This is a genomic window from Haloarchaeobius pelagicus (genome assembly GCF_051207375.1).
In the GTDB taxonomy this organism is placed as follows: domain Archaea; phylum Halobacteriota; class Halobacteria; order Halobacteriales; family Natrialbaceae; genus Haloarchaeobius.
In genome coordinates this window covers 405,929-422,406 of sequence record NZ_JBPJZD010000002.1, presented here as the reverse complement: position 1 = coordinate 422,406, position 16,478 = coordinate 405,929, and the positions used below count along the sequence as shown (strand labels likewise).

16 protein-coding genes and 2 tRNA genes are annotated in these 16,478 nt (G+C 65.7%); 7 read left to right on the top strand and 11 right to left on the bottom strand.

What is annotated here, in order from left to right:
• Positions 1-3 precede the first annotated feature (3 nt).
• The 7 genes from ACSC1S_RS14655 to ACSC1S_RS14625 all read right to left on the bottom strand — a co-directional run bounded on the left by ACSC1S_RS14655 (position 4) and on the right by ACSC1S_RS14625 (position 8,787).
• The gene (locus ACSC1S_RS14655) at positions 4-1,524 is read right to left on the bottom strand and encodes an Hvo_1808 family surface protein (RefSeq protein ID WP_435364955.1); all 1,521 of its coding nucleotides are present in this window, start codon (positions 1,522-1,524) and stop codon (positions 4-6) included.
• A 74-nt stretch (positions 1,525-1,598) separates the two neighbouring features.
• Positions 1,599-2,312, bottom strand: a complete 714-nt coding sequence (locus ACSC1S_RS14650; RefSeq protein ID WP_435319579.1) for a hypothetical protein — start codon at positions 2,310-2,312, stop codon at positions 1,599-1,601.
• A gap of 75 nt (positions 2,313-2,387) precedes the next feature.
• Positions 2,388-3,425, bottom strand: a complete 1,038-nt coding sequence (locus ACSC1S_RS14645; protein ID WP_435364954.1) for an NAD-dependent epimerase/dehydratase family protein — start codon at positions 3,423-3,425, stop codon at positions 2,388-2,390.
• Between the two features lie 86 nt (positions 3,426-3,511).
• Complete coding sequence (locus tag ACSC1S_RS14640) at positions 3,512-7,258, bottom strand: glycoside hydrolase family 97 N-terminal domain-containing protein (protein WP_435364953.1); 3,747 nt, start codon at positions 7,256-7,258, stop codon at positions 3,512-3,514.
• Positions 7,259-7,454: 196 nt separating this feature from the next.
• Positions 7,455-7,823: a DUF7980 family protein gene (locus ACSC1S_RS14635; protein ID WP_435364952.1), complete on the bottom strand. Its 369-nt coding sequence runs from the start codon at positions 7,821-7,823 to the stop codon at positions 7,455-7,457.
• A 156-nt stretch (positions 7,824-7,979) separates the two neighbouring features.
• Positions 7,980-8,051 (bottom strand) — tRNA-Thr (locus tag ACSC1S_RS14630).
• A 64-nt stretch (positions 8,052-8,115) separates the two neighbouring features.
• Positions 8,116-8,787 (bottom strand): DUF7114 family protein, encoded by a 672-nt coding sequence (locus ACSC1S_RS14625; RefSeq protein WP_435364951.1) that lies wholly within the window; start codon positions 8,785-8,787, stop codon positions 8,116-8,118.
• A 60-nt stretch (positions 8,788-8,847) separates the two neighbouring features.
• Here ACSC1S_RS14625 and ACSC1S_RS14620 point away from each other — a divergent pair, with 60 nt between their 5' ends.
• Together ACSC1S_RS14620 and ACSC1S_RS14615 are read left to right on the top strand one after the other, a co-directional pair.
• Positions 8,848-9,537 (top strand): enoyl-CoA hydratase/isomerase family protein, encoded by a 690-nt coding sequence (locus ACSC1S_RS14620; protein WP_435364950.1) that lies wholly within the window; start codon positions 8,848-8,850, stop codon positions 9,535-9,537.
• A 68-nt stretch (positions 9,538-9,605) separates the two neighbouring features.
• The gene (locus tag ACSC1S_RS14615) at positions 9,606-10,232 is read left to right on the top strand and encodes a hypothetical protein (protein ID WP_435364949.1); all 627 of its coding nucleotides are present in this window, start codon (positions 9,606-9,608) and stop codon (positions 10,230-10,232) included.
• 29 nt (positions 10,233-10,261) lie between these two features.
• On the opposite strand, the gene ACSC1S_RS14610 is transcribed toward ACSC1S_RS14615, so the two are convergent.
• Positions 10,262-11,059 carry an NAD+ synthase gene (locus ACSC1S_RS14610; protein WP_435364948.1) on the bottom strand — a complete coding sequence of 266 codons (798 nt, stop codon included), beginning with the start codon at positions 11,057-11,059 and terminating at the stop codon, positions 10,262-10,264.
• A gap of 189 nt (positions 11,060-11,248) precedes the next feature.
• Between ACSC1S_RS14610 and ACSC1S_RS14605 the strand changes: the two genes are divergently transcribed.
• Both ACSC1S_RS14605 and ACSC1S_RS14600 read left to right on the top strand, forming a co-directional pair.
• The gene (locus ACSC1S_RS14605) at positions 11,249-11,722 is read left to right on the top strand and encodes a hypothetical protein (RefSeq protein WP_435319568.1); all 474 of its coding nucleotides are present in this window, start codon (positions 11,249-11,251) and stop codon (positions 11,720-11,722) included.
• A 168-nt stretch (positions 11,723-11,890) separates the two neighbouring features.
• Positions 11,891-11,961 (top strand) — tRNA-Gly (locus ACSC1S_RS14600).
• Between the two features lie 101 nt (positions 11,962-12,062).
• Here ACSC1S_RS14600 and ACSC1S_RS14595 read toward each other — a convergent pair.
• Positions 12,063-13,427, bottom strand: a complete 1,365-nt coding sequence (locus ACSC1S_RS14595; RefSeq protein WP_435364947.1) for an RNA-guided endonuclease TnpB family protein — start codon at positions 13,425-13,427, stop codon at positions 12,063-12,065.
• 307 nt (positions 13,428-13,734) lie between these two features.
• Here ACSC1S_RS14595 and ACSC1S_RS14590 point away from each other — a divergent pair, with 307 nt between their 5' ends.
• Together ACSC1S_RS14590 and ACSC1S_RS14585 are read left to right on the top strand one after the other, a co-directional pair.
• Positions 13,735-13,989 carry a hypothetical protein gene (locus ACSC1S_RS14590; RefSeq protein ID WP_435364946.1) on the top strand — a complete coding sequence of 85 codons (255 nt, stop codon included), beginning with the start codon at positions 13,735-13,737 and terminating at the stop codon, positions 13,987-13,989.
• Positions 13,990-14,084: 95 nt separating this feature from the next.
• Positions 14,085-14,576 carry a cupin domain-containing protein gene (locus tag ACSC1S_RS14585; RefSeq protein ID WP_435364945.1) on the top strand — a complete coding sequence of 164 codons (492 nt, stop codon included), beginning with the start codon at positions 14,085-14,087 and terminating at the stop codon, positions 14,574-14,576.
• Here ACSC1S_RS14585 and ACSC1S_RS14580 read toward each other — a convergent pair.
• Together ACSC1S_RS14580 and ACSC1S_RS14575 are read right to left on the bottom strand one after the other, a co-directional pair.
• Positions 14,552-14,707 (bottom strand): DUF7331 family protein, encoded by a 156-nt coding sequence (locus ACSC1S_RS14580; RefSeq protein WP_261648530.1) that lies wholly within the window; start codon positions 14,705-14,707, stop codon positions 14,552-14,554. The two genes, ACSC1S_RS14585 and ACSC1S_RS14580, sit on opposite strands and share 25 nt — an antisense overlap.
• 94 nt (positions 14,708-14,801) lie before the next feature.
• Positions 14,802-15,086, bottom strand: a complete 285-nt coding sequence (locus tag ACSC1S_RS14575) for a DUF7577 domain-containing protein (RefSeq protein ID WP_435319564.1) — start codon at positions 15,084-15,086, stop codon at positions 14,802-14,804.
• 99 nt (positions 15,087-15,185) lie between these two features.
• Between ACSC1S_RS14575 and ACSC1S_RS14570 the strand changes: the two genes are divergently transcribed.
• Positions 15,186-16,478, top strand: coding sequence for an aryl-sulfate sulfotransferase (locus ACSC1S_RS14570; RefSeq protein WP_435364944.1), 1,293 nt, complete (start codon positions 15,186-15,188; stop codon positions 16,476-16,478).

The window sequence follows — 16,478 nt, the reverse complement described above, 5'->3', positions numbered from 1 at the left end:
TTTTCAGGCTGCCGACGCGTTCGCGGTCCCGTCGTGAATCCCGGACAGCGTCGAGGGGGCCGGCCCGTTCACGATGGTCACCTGCTTCCCCTCGACGGTCACCCGGAAGGCGTCGGCGAACGGCCCCTGAAGGATGAGGAACGTGTTCTCGTCGACCTGTTCTGCATCGTGATAGCGCAGTAGTTCGCGGTAGGCGTCGGCGAACTCTCTCGCATCAGCGTCCGAGTCCCACGTCGTGTGCCAGACGTAGCCCGTCTGGTCGCCGTTCTGGTAGGCGTACAGCGTGTCGCCTGCCCAGCCGTCACTCGGGGGGAGGTCGTAGTCCAGCGGGTTCGAGCTGTTCACGCTCCCGTTCGCATCCGTGTTGAGGAAGTCCTCGCGCGAGACCAGCGTCGCGTTCCGGTCGTCGTAGAGGGTGTACGCGAACATCGTGGCGATGCCGGCCTCGCCGAGGGTCGACCCCGGCGGCCCGACGTCGACACGCTCCCACGCCTGACTGCTCCGGTCGGGTTCTTGCACCAGGTCCGACTCGGCGTCGAGGTCCTGCTCGATGACCTGCTCGCTCGACAGGGGTGGGTCATCGTACAGGTCGTCCACGCCCTCCCAGCCGTCCTCGGCGTAGATGTCGTGGACGAGTTCCTCGCCCTCGGCGTAGGGGAAGTACGAGAGCAGGTACAGCCCCATGTGGACCGACGGGCCGTCGTCGGTGCTGGCTGCGGTCTCGCCGTCGCCGTCCTCGTCAGCCCCGCCGTCGCCACCGGTCCCGTCGTCTTCCAGGCACTCCCAGTCCGTCGAACACCGCTGCTCGTACCGCCGGTCGACGAAGTTCGCGTCACCCTCGACCAGCGAGATGACCCCGCGAACCTGGTCGTCGTTCATGTTCCTCGGCACCGGGGTCGAGACGAGGACCTGCCGGAACTGGTAGGCGTGGTAGAGTTCCTGGGCCAGCGTCACCTCGTTGAGCCGTGCCGGGTCGCTGTTGGAGACGATGACGATGCGGTCCTCCTGGGTGTCGTAGTAGCCCTGTACGGTCGAGCCGCGGTTCTCGGACTGCTGCTGTTGAGCGTCGGCCGACTCGCCCACGAGGAACAGCGCCTCGTATCGGGCGGCCTGTTCGGTGGCCGCGGCCTGCAGAGTCGCCGACGCCTCGGTGTCGCCCCCGCCGCCTGCGGCCGCGGGCATCGTGTTCCGGTACTCGCTCCGCGTGACGAGTTCGACCGGGACGGGTCGTTCGAACTCCACGCCCCGGACCTGTTCGACGCGGGCCATCGCGCGGGCGACGACGGCGTCGAGTTCGGCGTCGCTGAGCCCGTCGGCGGTCGTGACGTTCAGCGATTCGTCGTACCAGAACCCGTCCTCCCAGCCCTGCGGGTCGCTCGTCGGGTTGGTGACGCTCGCGTTCCCCGCGAGCGAGTCGTTCACACCGAGGGTCCCCGACTCCTGTGCGCCGATGGGGACCGCGTTGCAGCCGGCGAGGAGGACGACGAGGACGAGGGCGAGGCCGAGCAGGCCGAGCTGTCGCATTCCTCAGACGGTTGGGGTGGGGACGGTAAAAGCCGTGTGCCCGACCACGCTCGGAGGGGCTGTCGACCGCGTCGTCACTCCTCGGGGTCGGGATGCCCGAACAGCGCGTCGAGCTCGAACAGCGGGACGATGTCGCCGGTGGCGTAGTCGCGCAGGAGTCGCTCCAGTTCTTGGAACGTCGCCGTCTCGGTGAGCCCGTTCTCGATTCCGTCGACGTAGGCTTCGCCGAGCGCGACACCGATGTGTTTCCCCTGCATGACCTCGTCGGTGATGCCCATCCCGGCGAGGTAGCCGTCGTGGAAGTCGTACTCGGCATAGCGAACCTCGCCGGTGTCGATGTCCTCCCAGCGACAGAGCCGCTCCAGCTTCGGGAAGGTCGCGCGGCCCCGGAGCCGGTCCTGGTAGGCATCGCCCGCGTGTACGGCGAGGTCGACGTGGCCGGCGAAGAGCCGGTCGAGTTCGGCTTCGGCCTCTGGCCACGCGCCCGCCTCGGCTACCTCGCTCGCCCAGTTCCGCAGGTGGATCTCGTCGAACCCGGTCCCGTGGTAGGTGAGCGTCCGGTCGACGGGGCGGTCACCGACCCAGTCGAGCACGGCCTGCAACACGTCGGCGGTGTGTTCGTCCTCCCACCCGCCCTCGCGGAGGAAGACCGCCGTCTCGGGGTCGTCGTCGGGCGAGGCCGCGTAACCCACCGCGACCGCCACGAGTTCGAAGTAGTCGGTGTCCTCGAAGTCGCGTGGCTTGCCGTGTGGACTCGCGGTCTCGATGTCGAGTGCCAGCGTTCCCATACCGGGGAGACTCGGGGCAGGTACAAATCGGTGCCGTGTCCCGGTTTTCTGGACTACCTCGACCGCGCGGTCGTGCTACCCCGACCGCGACGGCTTCGAGGAGACCCCGCCCTCGTAGTCGCTCTCGACCGGTCCGAGTGCGTCGATGGCCGCCTCCTCGGCCTCGCGAGCCGGGCCCAGTTCGGTCCCGTCCCGCTCCGATTCCAGATGCTCCGTGACGGTCATTTCGTAGGCATCAGAGAGGGGCGTCGAGTCCCAGCCGAGGGCGGCCAGCTTCTCGGTCGAGACGAGCATCGGTTCGTCCGTGAACAGCGGGAAATCCGAGGGAGACAGATCATTCGCGGCGAGTTCGCGCTCGCTGGCGTACACCAACTCGACCTCGGTGTCGAGGGCATCGGCTGCCAGTTCCAGCCAGCCCGCGAGCGTCGTCGCCTCGCGGTCCGCGACGTTGTACGCCTCGCCCGGGTCGCCGCGCTCGGCGACGAGTCTGAGCGCCCGCGCCACGTCCGCGACGTAGGCCCGGTGCAGCAGGCTGTCGCCGTCACCGGGCACCAGCACCTGGTCGTACTCTGACACCCTGTGCAGCCAGTAGTCGGTCCGCTGGGTGTAGTCGTGCGGGCCGTACACCAGCATCGGGCGGACCGACATCGCGTTCACCCCGCGGTCGGCGGCGTCGAACACCTCGCGGTCGCACTCGGCTTTCCGGGGACCGTAGCTCGCCATCGATTCGTCGGTCGCCTGCTCGGGGGTGCACTCGCACAGCGGCGTCTCGTCCTCGCGCATCGGAATCGGCTGTTCGCCGTAGGCCGACCCGGAGGAGACGAACACGTACGCATCCACGTCGGCGAACACCTCGGTCGCGGTCGCAATCTGCTCGGGGAACATGCCAACGAAGTCGATGACGATGTCGGGGTCGACCTCGTCGCGGGCGGCTTCGAGGGCGGCGTGGTCGTTCCGGTCACCCTGGTAGTTAGAGACCCCGTCGGTGTCGGCGAACGGGTCTGCGGCCTTTCCCCGGGAGAAGGTGGTCACCTCGTAATCGTGTGCGAGCAGTTCCTCGACCGTGTGGCGACCGATGAAGCGGGTACCGCCGACGAGCAGGGCGCGTGGCATGGGGTGTATCGGTTCGGAAACACGATAACCGTGGTGCTGGTCGCGGCGGTCTGCTGAAAGAAGGGGACGACAGACAGTTCTCCGACCTACTCCTCGCCCACCGAGACGAACGGCAGCGTCGCGCGCTCGGTGTCGCTGTAGGCCAGCGCGTCGGCCTGGCTCACGCTGTCGGGCGTGACCAGGTCCATGATCCACGGCGCGTTGTCGACCGCGCCGGGTTTCGCGCCGCCGAAGGTGTAGCCGCCGGCCGTCTCGTTGACGGGCCGGAGCCCGCCGAAGTTCTCGGACTGGACCATCGTGACGAGTTCGAGGTCCGCGGCGTCCACCCCGTCGAGGGCCTCGCGGTCGAGGCTCAGGGTGACGGTTCCCGCCGCGGTGTCGACGCTCTCGCGCACGGTGACGGTGTTCCCGTCGGCGTCGGTGAGCGCCGCGCCGGTCGCGTCGATTGCACTCTTGGTGAAGCCGCTGATCTCGAGGCGGTAGTGCCACGCCTCGGCGAAGTCGACGTTCGCGCCGAGGTCGTCGAGACTGGCCGTCGACCCGCCGGCCTTGTTCGGGTCGCGGAGCCAGCAGACGAACATGTGTGGCGAGAACCCGCGACTGCTTCCGAACGCGTTGTTCAGGGTCTCGACCTCAAAGCGGAACTGGTGGATGCTCGGGGTCTGCTCGACCGTGACCGCGGTGAGGTCGAACACGCCCTCGGGGAACGCGCCGGCGGTCGGGTAGGTGTACTCGCCGGGGCCGTGGTCGTCGCCGGTCGGGTCGCTGATAGTCGCGACCGTCTCTGGCGGTTTGACCGTGACCGTCTCGCTCGCGAGCGTCTCCTCGCCGGTTGTCTGGACGACCACGTCGTAGGTACCCGGCGTGTCGATGGCGTAGGAGAACTCGTACGTCTGCTCGGTCGAGTTCGGCGGGAAGCGGACGTTCGCGCTCGCGGCCACCTCGCCGTCGACGACGAGTTCGACCGTGGTGCCGCCGATGTAGTCGCCCGAATTCGAGCCGGTGGCGCTGACGAAGGGCTCCTGGACGAACGTCTCGTCTCTGATTTCGACGTCGAGGTCCTGCTCGGGATACTCGTACTCGGGCAGCTCGGCCACGTCCGCCCAGTCCGCGGGGCGGATGCGAACCGCGGTTCCGCCGGACTCGATGGTCGAGGCGAGCAGGGTCGTGTCGGCGGTGACGATGGCCTCGTCGATGCGCACGTCGGTGAGGTTCTCGTCGAAGCGGGCGTCGATGCCGTCGGAGTAGATCTCGGCGACGTACTTGCCTTTGGTGTGGCCCGTGCCCTCGCCGTTCTCTTTGCCCTGGCCGTTCCCGTTGCCCGTGCCGCCGCCGTGGCCCGTCCCCGTGCCCTCTTCGTGGCCGTTACGCGTGCCGGTGGCCGAGTCGAGGAAGTCGAGGGGAACGTCGAGGGCGCGGCCGTTCTCGTCGGTCATCGCGCCGACGAACCACTCCGCACCCTTCTGCCGGGCGGTGACCATGTAGGAGCCGATGTCCGCGTCGACGACGCGGGTGTCGTCCCAGCCGGCGGCCGGCACGTCCTCGATGAACTGGAAGGCGTCGACTGTGGGGCCGAGCGTCGGGTCGGGTTCGGGCTCGGGCATCGACGCGTCGGGTTCCGTGACCGCGACCGAATCGAGGTTCAGGCCGCCGGTGTCGTCGTCAGCGAGTGTGAGCGCGAGGTCGTTCTCGCCCGATTGGAGCGTGACCGTCGCCGAGACGGTGGTCCACTCGTCCCAGTACGCCGTGGGCGGGAAGGTGACCTGCGTGGTGTCGCCGTTGGCGACGATGGTCGCGGTCCGGGGTTCCTCCGCCGGGACCGCGTTGTTCTCGGCGTCGCTGGCGTAGCGCAGGTGGACCGCGTACTCGCCGGCCTCGGGGACGTCCTCGACGGTCCACGAGAGCGACGCGTCGGTGGCGACCGTGTTCGGGTCGACCGGGACGTACCGGCCGCCCTGCGCGCCGGCCCAGCGCGCCTTCGTGGTGAACCCGTCGCTGTCGGCGAACTCGGCCTGGCAGACCTCGTCGACTGCACAGACCGCGGGCTGGTCGGCGAGGTAGGAACTCGGCAGGTCAGCCACCATGTGGAGGCCGCTCAGGTAGGTCGGGTACATCGCGAGCTGCTTCGCCCGCGTGGTCTCGATTCCCCCGGAACCGGAGTCCATGTCGAAGATACCCGGCGTGTACTCGACGGGACCGCCGAGCATCCGGGTGAACGGGAACGTGACGTGGTGCGAGGGGTCGATGTAGCCGAAGGCGTCGTACTCCTGCCCGAGGACGCCCTCGCGGGTCATCACGTTCGGGTAGGTCCGGCGCTCGCCCGTCGGTTTGACGGGCTCGTGGACCTCCAGCATCTGGCGGTGTTTCGCGGCTTCCTGGTACACCAGCCGGTGGTGGTTCACCAGTGCCTGGCAGTGGTGGTTGTACGTCGTCCCGTCGATGGAGACGCCGCTGTCGGCGACGTAGCCCGTCTTGATGGAGTTGATGCCGAGGTCGTCGTAGTCGGCGAACGGGTTCGGGTCGTTGTCGAGCTGGGCTTCGTAGTTCGAGACGTTGCCGGCGGTCTCGTTGTGGGCCGTCATCGCGACCGGCGGGTCGAGCTGGGCACCGTGGTCGGTGACTGCCTCGATGTCGAAGTCGGGGTACGTGTCGTCGAAGTCCATCGTGCTCCCGTCGCCGGGGTAGGAGTCCCAGCCCTCGTTCCACCCCTCCACGAGCACGCTGTCGATGCCGTGCTCGCTGGCGAAGTCCATGTACCGCTTCATCCGGTCGGTCTGGGCCCCGTGGTTGCCCGATTGCGGGCCGGTGTACTCCCAGTCCGCGCGCCCGGTTATCATCAGCCACCAGACGCCGAGGAACTTCTGGGGCTGGATCCAGTCGGTCCCCTGCGGGAACTCCTCGGGGTCCATGGGGTCGTTCAGGTTCAGGACGAGGCTCGACTCGACGAGGTCACCCGGGCGTTCGCCGACCTGTATCGTGCGCCAGGGCGTCCGGTGCGGGGCCGCCGCCGAGACCTTCGTCCCGTCGGGCATCGGTGCCAGCGTGGACTGGACGGTGGTCGAGCCCTCGGCGACCGGTTCGACCGCCATCGCGGCGTAGTCGACCAGGTTCGCCTCGTGGACGCTGAGGTAGCGCCCGCCCGCCGTCTCCATCGTGATTGGCGTGTGTGCGCCCTCGTAGGGCGTTCCCGAGCCGACCTCGCTCAGGGGCGTCTCCTTGTAGGCGTACTCGTAGCTGTTGAAGTCGTTCTCGACCCACCAGCTCGTGTGGTCGCCGGTGAACGCGAACTCGGTCCGTTCGCCCGTGACGACGAACTCGCCGAACCCGCTCTCCTCGGGGAAGACGTACCGGAAGCCGACGCCGTCGTCGAAGGCCCGGACCTCCAGCGTGAGGTGGCGACCGGGGTCGGCTTCTTCTACCAGCCCGAGTCGAAGCTCCTCGTACTGCTCGCGAATCTTGTCGTACTGGTCCCACACCGGTGTCCAGGTGGTGTCCTCCGTGGCGCGCTCGCTGCCGGTCACCGTGACGCCCTCGCCGAAGGCGGGCTGGTCCTGGAATGCGAAGCCCAGCCGTGAGTCGGCGACGACCGTCTCCCCGCCGTGGTTCATGCTGTAGCTCGGTACCCCGTCCGCCACGTCAACCGTCACCGCGACGTTCCCGTCCGGCGACGTGACCGTCTGTGTGGCTGCATCGTTCCCCGTCGTGACCTTCGCGGCCGTCTCGTCGGCGACCGTCAGCGAGAACGCCGACGCCGCGACCAGCGAGGCCAATCCACCCACGAACTCGCGCCGGTCCATGGATGGTAAAGTGTGATTACTTCGTTCGTCAAACATCGACTAGCATGGCAGAGGGGCGCATAATAAACGTACCTATCTAATCTGACACGTGTATTTCTCTCAACTGATTCGATTGCGTATCGAGATGCAGTACAGCGGGTGTGGTTGTGTCTTCAGGCAGCAGCACCCGTTTGTAACAGGAGAACAGAAGAACTGAAAACGCTGACAGAGTTCGCCAGTCGCGTCCCACAGGTCAGGGCAACAACCCCTCGGGGAACGTGAGCACCCCGGCCTCGACGAGCACCAGGATGAGGACCGTGTACCCGACCGACAGCAGGAGATCGCGGGTGAGTCGCTTTCTCGTGTACGGCTCGTTCTCCCCGGTGACGACGCTGGTGGTGCCCTGTTGCAACAGCACGAACCCGAGAACGTTCGTCAGCCAGTAGCCGACGACCAGTGCAGGGACGAACGACCCGTGGACCAACAGGGCGACGACCGTCGCGAACGCGTACGCCAGCGGGACGTTCACCAGCAGGTCGTTCCACCACGAGAGCGGTGAGAGGATGAAGCCGACTGTCGCGAGGAGCCCACCCTTGATGCGTTGTCGGGTGTGGCGTAGCATGTGTGCCTCTGTGACACACTGTAGGCGAGCTGCGAGTATAAGCGAGATTCCTCCCGTTTCGAGGTGTAGGCGGCGAGAGAAGTGGGTGGGTATCGGCCGGGAGTTGAATCCGTGACAACCCCGTCGCTATCGCTCCGGGGTTAGTCGCTCGGAAAAAGCCTAGGCCGGGATTTGAACCCGGGCTCTCGTCCTTACCAAGGACGCGCTTTACCGCTAAGCTACCCAGGCACCGTGTCGCGTTCGGCGCATTTCATGGTTGCCCGCTCGTATCTTTAAGGGCTTCGATTCGTCGTCACGAATCCGTCGCCGGCTGGCGGACATGATCGTCAGCGCTGGCCGCGTCACCGGCGGTCGCGCCGGTCTGGAGGTCCGTGTGGGCCGGGAGTGATGCCGCGGCGTCGGGGAGCCCGATACCGGCGGCGACGGCGAGGTCGTCGACCTGTGCGAACAGCTCGGTCGTGGGGGTGGCGTCGACGGCGGTGACGCCGGCGGTGGCGGCGAGTTCGAACACGTCGCGTTCGAGGGTGATGTCGAGCGCGGCGGTGTCGGCGTCGGGGGCGCGGCGGCCGGTCTGGTCGCGACCGAACCGGCGGACGGTGGCGACGGCCTTGCTGGCGGCGTCTGTTCGCGCGAGGAGATAGAAGCCGCGGGAGACGAGGACGGTGGCGGCGAGCGAGTCGAGGTTGGGCTGGGTGTGGTCGTCGCTGTCGGTCCAGGGTTCCTCGTGGGCCAGCGTCCGGGTGAGGCGGAGTCCGTCGTAGATGAGCTGGACTCCAGCGGCCCGCTCGGCGACGGACGCGGGGTCGACGGCGTCGTCACAGGCGCGCGCACAGCGAATCGTCAGCACTCCTGGTGCCATCGACGCCGACTCGAGTCGCGCCTCCAGGTCGTCCCGGAGGCGGTCCGGATAGATGTCCCGGATGGCCTCGATGGCGGCACGGCGGCACGTAGCGGCCTCGTCCATTGGCAGTCGCTAGCGGTGGGAAAGGCAAAGACCTTTGGAAAACCCGACAGACGCAGGGACATGATTCAGACGGAGGTTTCGGGGGACGTGACGACGGTTACGATCTCCCGGCCGTCGCGGCGGAACGCGTTGACGCGGGCAGGACTGGACGACCTGGCGGCCGCCATCAAGGCGGCCGAGACCCCGGTGGTCTACCTGACCGGCGCGGCGGGCGCGTTCTCCGCGGGGGCCGACTTCGACGTGGTGGCGTCGCTCGACCACGATGACGCGAGGACGTTCGCGCGGCAGGGTCAGCGAACTGCACGGACGATCGAGACCGCCGAGAACGTCGTCGTGGCAGGCATCGACGGCCCGGCGCGCGGCGGCGGGGTCGAACTCGCGCTGGCGTGTGACATTCGGGTCGCGACGCCCGAGGCGACGTTCGCGGAGACGGGCGTGACACTCGGGCTGTTCGGGGCCTGGGGCGGCACCGTCAGGCTGCCCCGCGTCCTCGGAGAGGGCGATGCGATGGACCTCGCGCTCTCGGGGCGGGTGGTCGACGCCGAGGAGGCGCACCGGATGGGACTCGTGTCGCGGGTGGTCGAGGACCCCAGGGCGGTGGCCGAGGAGGTCGCCGCGAACGAGCCGGACGCGCTGGCAGCAGTGAAGCGGCGGATGCGCGACGGTACCGACCGGGTGGTGCAGGAGGCCCGCGAGGCCGAGGTGTTCGCGGACCTCGTCGTCGAGCACGCCGACGAATTAGGCCGGTAACAGGCTGGGCACCGGGGTACCGACGGCGCAGGGAAGCATTGATTTCGGTCGGGCACTCCTGTGCGCGTGTGCACGATTGCGACTACTGTGGGGCCTCGTTCGACGCCGAGGAGGCGTACCTCCGCCACCTCCGCGACGAGCACCCGGACGACCTGGGCCGCATCGAACAGCGACGCGTCGCCGACCTCGACGATGGCGACGGCATCCCGACCAGCACCCTCGCGCTGGGCGCGGTCGGGGTCGTCTTCGCGCTCATCGTGGGTGGCTTGCTGGTGAGCCTCAGCGGCGGGTCCAGCGCCAGTGCGGCGAACGCCCTCGCCGGCGATAGCGTCCGTCAGCCCGCCAGCCTCGGGACGGTCCACCAGCACGGCTCGATGACCGTCACCATCGACGGCCAGTCGCTCGACTTCAGCCAGAGCAAGTACCAGCTCCAGGACGACTACTTTCACTACGAGAACGGTGGCGGGAGCCAGTGGCACGTCCACGGGCAGGGCGTCACGCTGGAGTACGCTCTTGAGTCCCTGGGGATGGGTGTGACCGAGAACGGCCTCGCCTTCGGTGACGACGTCTACCGGTCCGGCCAGGGCTCGACGGTCGTCTACGAGGTGAACGGCCAACCCGTCGACCCGGAGAGCTACGTGCTCAAAAGCGGTGACAGCGTCCGTGTGGTCGCCGAGGACCCGGTCGACGAATAGGCGATTCTCACCCAGTTTTGGCCGCTCGCTCAGAGCCGCAGCTCGGACGGCGCGGGCGGCATGTGGCGCTTGTGCTCACTGGCCTCGTACAGCCCGCGGACCGTCTCCACGTCTGCTTCCGGGATACCGAGTTCGCGCGCGGTCGCGCTGGTCGATGCGCCGCCCTCGATGTGGAGCGCGATGACCGCGTCGACCGTGTCGTAGTCGACGCCCATCTCCTGTGCGTCGGTCTGGTCCTCCCACAGCTCCGCGGTCGCCTCCTTCTCCGCGAGGTCCTCTGACGCGCCCATATACGCCGCGAGCTGACGGACCTGCTGCTTGTAGAGGTTCCCGATGGGGTTGCAGTCGACCGCCTGGTCGCCGTACTTGGTGAAGTAGCCCGTCAGCGCCTCGGCCTTGTTCCCGGTCCCGAGGACGATGCGGTTCTCCTCGTTGGCGACGTAGTAGTTGACGACCCCGCGCAGGCGTGCCCGGGCGTTGCCCACCGCGACCGTCGACCCGTCTGCGTCCGGAATCGCGTCGACCAGTTCGTCCACGATGGGGCCGATCTCGATGGTGTCGTACTCGATGTCCAGCGTCTCCGCGACGCGCTCGGCGTCGCTCATGTTCGCATCACTGGAGACCGACGCCGGCAGTACCAGCCCGCGAACGTTCTCTTTCCCGAGCGCCTCGACGGCCAGGTACGCCGTCGTCGTGCTGTCGACACCGCCCGAGAGCCCGAGGACGGCCCCGTCGGCGCCCGCGGCTGCGACTGTGTCCTGGATGAACGAGACGATGTGGTCGCGCTGGGCGGCCAGCTCTTCCTCCGAGAAGCGAAGGTCCAACATTATCGTGGCCTTGCACCTGCACCCGTTAATACGTTGCTCGATGCGGCCGGAGGCTGGACGTTCGTCCAGCTATGTGGCTGGATTGCGGTGCGTAGTGGTTCGGGCCCGTCGCTCTGGACTACACAGTCGAGACAGCCCACAATATGACACATCTTTTATGGTTTTGTGGGCCCGTTTTCGAAAGGTCCGATGGATTCGACACCCTCCCGACGAACGTTCCTCTCGGCAGGAGCGCTCGTGTCGCTCGCCACCCTGTCTGGCTGTTCGACGACCGACTCCGACCAGCGATTACGTATCCGAGTGACGAACGAATCTCCCACATCCCACGAACTCGTCGTCAGGGCGTACCGGGACGAACACACGCTGGCCCGACAGTACGTCTCGCTCCCAGCTGGTGAGTCTGGTGCGGCCGTCAACCTCGAAACAGTCCTGCTTGTTGAAAACGCGTCCAAAGGGGACGACGTTCACGTCCGCGCGACGCTCGACAGTGTAGACGGTCGCTACGTGGACGCGCCGGTCACGTTCGATTGCACGCCCGAATATCGAGGCAATTCGGTCGCGGTCGTCGTCGAAGCGGGCGATTCGATAGCCTTCCGTGGCGAGTCCCGCTGCTTCGACGAAACCACGGGATTCGCGCGAACGTCTTCCCACAACCGGGGGTGACAGCGTGGCGCTGTCCAGCGGCTTTTGCCCTGCCAACATCATGGGTATTCGATGTCTTTAAAAAGCCAGGTCAGCAATAGTACAGTACAGCGGCACAACGCCAGTGAGCGCCGGTGTCTCCACGAACGAAGTGAGTGGAGGCTCGGCGCGAACGAACGTAGTGAGTGAGCGCCGGTGGTCCAATGGTAGGACAGTGGCTTCCCAAGCCACTAGTCCGGGTTCGATTCCCGGCCGGCGCATTCCTTTCGTCCACAGGTCTTCTACTCCTGCTTAAGTTCCCAAGCTAGTGATATCCTCCTCTCGAAGTGAGAGGCTTCCCACGCATGGGGAATACCAGTCACTAGTCGACGCCAGAGTCGCATTGCGACTCCGACTCGCCTGACAGACAATCGGTCTGTCGAACGTCACCAGGACCTCCGGTTTTGGTTGACTCACGAGACCCTGTCTCGTGAACGCTGGCAGAGGGTTTCGACTCTCCGGTACTGCTGGGCGTCATCTGCGTGGATGTGCGCTGCCCACAGTGAGTCGTGGCGGTATCACAACCGCTCCCATCCCGAGGTGAATCATCGCGTTCCACCTTGTCAAGCGGCACGCTCTCTCCCCACGGGTCAACTCGTCGTGCGATATTCGCGGAAGCGTTGATATCGGCCTGGAACGTCGAAACGTGGCAGTTGTCGTTGGGACACTTGAACTCTGCCTGTGAGTCCCGATGACCAATGCGGTGGCACGAGTGGCACGTTTTCGAGGTGTATGCCGGGTTCACGTACTCTACCGGAATGCCTGCTTCCGTTGCCTTGTCCTCTATGCGCCCTTGCAGTCGAGCGAAGGCCCACGAGTGGAGACGGCGGTTGATGTACCTCCCGTAGTCGAGCCGCTCACGGATGTACGTCAAGTCCTCCATCACCAACACCGGGTTTTCGTACTGTCTGGCGTATTCGACGGCCTGCCGAGACGCTTTTTCCACGATGTCGGTGAGCGCGTTCTGGTAGTGCGAGAAGTTGTCTTCGATACGCCACTCGGACGCTTCGCGCTTTTGGAGCCGCTTCAGGGTCGTATGCATCTCTTTGCGGAGATGCTTGGCTCTGCTTCCGCTACACACGAACGGGTCAGTCGGAGCACCGTCCTTGAGGGCACAGCCCGTGATGAGGGCGGTTTCTCCGATATCTAAACCGATGTGCGTGGCGTCACCGTCAGTCGTTGGTTTCTCGACTTGGTATTCAACGGTGACATGCAGTACCCAGCTCTTTCGGTGTTTCTGAAGCCGTATCTCACCCGCTTTCAAATCGTCGGCCACGAGGTCACACCAGAGCGATCCCTGCTCGGGGTTGATACGGAGCGGAATCCAAAAGTTCGTTCCCCGACCGGGACGGGGAACCCACCACGTGAATTCGTAGTGACGGTGCTCCGAATGGTCGAACCTCGCGGCTTGGTTGGTGAGGCGTGCAGGGTGATTCTCGTCTAGCTGCTCGGCTTCGTCCGTCTTCTGCAGTTTCGGAACGTAATTGCAGAGTGCGGCTTTGGCCTGATATGGGAGATTGTAGGGGGTAACGATGTCACTGACTGATGACATCGTACTCGCTCCGGCGTCGAACGCTTCTTGCAGACCCTGACGATACGTTTCGAGAAGATCCTCGAGTTTAGACTGCTTATGAGCAGTGGGCTGGACAAGCGTCGCCTCCAACGTCTTGGTCACAATTGTAGTCATCGAACTGGGTGGCGCAACCGTTGTATTACCCCGGACAGTTTTGATTCCTCTTTCTATAGGTATAAATTTTAACCTTTTATTGTGTTCTCGGGAGGGTGGGTTCCTTTCTTCCATGCTGAGCAGGGTCGGCACATCTCCCCGATTTCTCCCCGAGATGTCACCAGGACGTGCAAACCCGCCGACGGCTATCGATAGTAGTCTCTCCCTACGCCGTCTCGCCGCCGGGTTACAGCGGAACTACCGGTTCGATAACATACTATTAGCTATGATTCTACTGGCCGATTGATGAGTTGGGAGTTGGGAACCTGTGAGCTACAACGTACAACACGACAGTGGGGCATCGTTCGAGACCACGCTCGGAACGTTCTACGAGACACACGAGGAGGCACTGCTGGGCATCCACTACGACAGCGAGGCTATCGTCGAGCGATGGCCGCAGCTGGCCAGAGGGTACTGTGACAACGACTTCACGATGGTCCGGGCGACGGTCGCGGGCGAGTGGGATACCATCGACCACGACGACCTGCATGTCGACCCCGACGAGTACCTCCGCGAGGAGTAAGGACCGATAGTCGCGCTGGTGACTCGTTCTCGCATCGACCAGCGGCAGGTGTCGGACGCGAAAGTATCAGGAGAACTGGATTCGTAGCGTCGGCCATGGTCGGACACGTCAACGAGGCAGACCTGGAGTGGGACGAACTGGAGACGGGCGCGACGCGCTTTCGGCGCAAGCGACTCGGTGGTGCAGCCGACGCCGAACAGCTGGGGGCGAGCCTGTACGAACTCCCGGCTGGAGCGCGCTCGTGGCCGTTCCACTACCACACGGCGAACGAGGAGGCCATCTACGTGCTCGCGGGGACGGGAACGCTCCGAACCGCCGATGGGGGGCAGGCGCTCGAACGGGGTGATTTCGTGGCGTTACCGACGGGCGAGGAGGGTGGCCATCGTGTCGTCAACACGGGCGAAGAGCCGCTTCGCTACCTGTGTGTGTCGACGATGCAGGAACCTGACGTGACGGTGTATCCGGACTCTGGAAAACTCGGCATCTTCGCCGGTGCCCCTCCGGGGGGTGATTCGGCGGCCCGAACCGTGGATGGCTACTACCCCCGTGATGCGGCCGTCGATTACTGGGACGGCGAGGAGCGGTAGTCGGACTGCGCGACGGCGACTGTCGTATCGGACTCGATCCAGGCGTCGAGGTTCTCTCGGTCGTAGATGATGAGGCCGTTGACAGTCTCGCGGCCGACGTAGCGCTCTGCTTCGGTATCGGTCGTGTTCATTCGACTCGATTCAGGCTTCTGCGCGGGTCGGTATATGTTTGCTGGCCAAGACCGGCCGAAACGGCTAATAGGTGGGCTGAAACGGCCGAAACGCCTATGTGCCAGAGAGGTCGCCGGCGCAGTACCGGCAGTACCGGAACGTCGGGTCGAGCTCGTTCGGGGTGCCGCAGTGTGGGCAGTGCCGGCTGTCGCCGGTGGGTTCGCGTCGGCGGGTCGCGGGCGCGCTCGACGCTCGCTCCTCGAAACCGATGCCGTCGCCCTCGGGGACGGCGCGCGACGGCCCGCTGTCGGTCTGTCGCCGGTAGTAGATGTAGACCGCCAGCTGCAGCGCTGCGAACACGAGCAGGTAGCCGATGGCCCAGTCCCAGACCTCTGCCATACCGTGGTATAGCGTAGCACGCTACTTTACTGTTGGTACTTGCCTCTCAGGTGCACCGAATTCCGTCAGAGTTAGGCACCGTCACCTGCAGGCTCGGGTATGGAACGACGGTCCCGGATGCTCGCGGTTTCCGCGCTCCTCCTCCTCGTCACGGCGTATCTCGGGTTGCAGGCCGCCTTCGGTGCGCCTGCGGCCGCCGCCACGCCGATGGCGACCGAACAGAACACGACGAACGAGACGGCATCGGTCCTCGAACAGCACGCCGGTAACACGCTCATCGGCATCCAGAGCTACGGCGACGCGTACGAGGGTCGCGCCATCGAGGTGACGCCCTCCGGTGAGGTGATCTGGGAGTACGAGCCCGACAACTCCCGGGTGTTCGACGTCGAGATGCTCGAGAACGGGAACATCCTCGCCTCCGTGGCGACGAACCGCCCATCGAGTGCGTGCCCCGAAGAGTTCGCCGAGGGCGGCTGTGTCCACAACCGTGTCGTCGAACTCGACTACGAGACGAAAGAAGAGGTGTGGAACCACTCGTGGTACGACGTGTTCGTCCACAACCACGAGGTCCACGACGCCGACCGGCTGCCGAACGGCGAGACCGCCATCATCGACATGGGCAACAACCGGGCGTTCACGGTCGACCAGCAGGGTGACATCACCTGGGAGTGGCACGCCCGGGACCACCTCGGTGAGGGAACCGAGTTCGACCAGCAGTACGACAGTCCCGAGTACACCGGCCCGGAGAACGACTGGACGCACATGAACGACATCGACCTGCTCCAGAACGGGAACTTCCAGCTGTCCATCCGGAACTTCGACGTGGTCATCGAGGTCAACCGGACGACGAAGGACGTGGTGAGCGTCGTCGGGGTGCCGGGTGAGCACGACAAGCTCTACGAACAGCACAACCCGATGCGGCTGAACGGGACCACCCTCGTCGCGGACAGCGAGAACGACCGCGTCGTCGAGTACGACGTCGAGACCGGCGAGAAGGTCTGGGAGTACAGTCAGGGTATCCTCTGGCCGCGTGACGCGGACCGACTGGAGAACGGCAACACGCTCATCGTGGACACGTTCAACAACCGCGTCATCGAGCTGAACACCGAGGGCGAGGTCGTCTGGCAGTACGGCGGCATACAGATGCCGTACGCGGCCGACCGACTCGGCGGCCCCGAGGAGGGTGGCGTCGATGCGACCGGGGAGAACCTGACGAGCAAGGTCGAGGGTGACGGTGTCGAGAAGCAGGTCGGCACCTACGTCGCCTGGGCACGGTTCGTCTTCCCCGGCTGGGTGTCGTTCGAGGAGTTCGCGGCAGCCGCCCTCGGGGCGGTGTTGTCGCTCGTCCTCGTGTTCGACCTCGCGCTCTTCGGCGTGGCACGACTGCGCTGA

Coding starts and splice junctions, on each gene's coding strand:
- ACSC1S_RS14655 (WP_435364955.1), bottom strand. CDS start 1,524: ATGCGACAGCTCGGCCTGCTCGGCCTCGCCCTCGTCCTCGTCGTCCTC.
- ACSC1S_RS14650 (WP_435319579.1), bottom strand. CDS start 2,312: ATGGGAACGCTGGCACTCGACATCGAGACCGCGAGTCCACACGGCAAG.
- ACSC1S_RS14645 (WP_435364954.1), bottom strand. CDS start 3,425: ATGCCACGCGCCCTGCTCGTCGGCGGTACCCGCTTCATCGGTCGCCAC.
- ACSC1S_RS14640 (WP_435364953.1), bottom strand. CDS start 7,258: ATGTTTGACGAACGAAGTAATCACACTTTACCATCCATGGACCGGCGC.
- ACSC1S_RS14635 (WP_435364952.1), bottom strand. CDS start 7,823: ATGCTACGCCACACCCGACAACGCATCAAGGGTGGGCTCCTCGCGACA.
- ACSC1S_RS14625 (WP_435364951.1), bottom strand. CDS start 8,787: ATGGACGAGGCCGCTACGTGCCGCCGTGCCGCCATCGAGGCCATCCGG.
- ACSC1S_RS14620 (WP_435364950.1), top strand. CDS start 8,848: ATGATTCAGACGGAGGTTTCGGGGGACGTGACGACGGTTACGATCTCC.
- ACSC1S_RS14610 (WP_435364948.1), bottom strand. CDS start 11,059: ATGTTGGACCTTCGCTTCTCGGAGGAAGAGCTGGCCGCCCAGCGCGAC.
- ACSC1S_RS14605 (WP_435319568.1), top strand. CDS start 11,249: ATGGATTCGACACCCTCCCGACGAACGTTCCTCTCGGCAGGAGCGCTC.
- ACSC1S_RS14595 (WP_435364947.1), bottom strand. CDS start 13,427: ATGACTACAATTGTGACCAAGACGTTGGAGGCGACGCTTGTCCAGCCC.
- ACSC1S_RS14585 (WP_435364945.1), top strand. CDS start 14,085: ATGGTCGGACACGTCAACGAGGCAGACCTGGAGTGGGACGAACTGGAG.
- ACSC1S_RS14580 (WP_261648530.1), bottom strand. CDS start 14,707: ATGAACACGACCGATACCGAAGCAGAGCGCTACGTCGGCCGCGAGACT.
- ACSC1S_RS14575 (WP_435319564.1), bottom strand. CDS start 15,086: ATGGCAGAGGTCTGGGACTGGGCCATCGGCTACCTGCTCGTGTTCGCA.
- ACSC1S_RS14570 (WP_435364944.1), top strand. CDS start 15,186: ATGGAACGACGGTCCCGGATGCTCGCGGTTTCCGCGCTCCTCCTCCTC.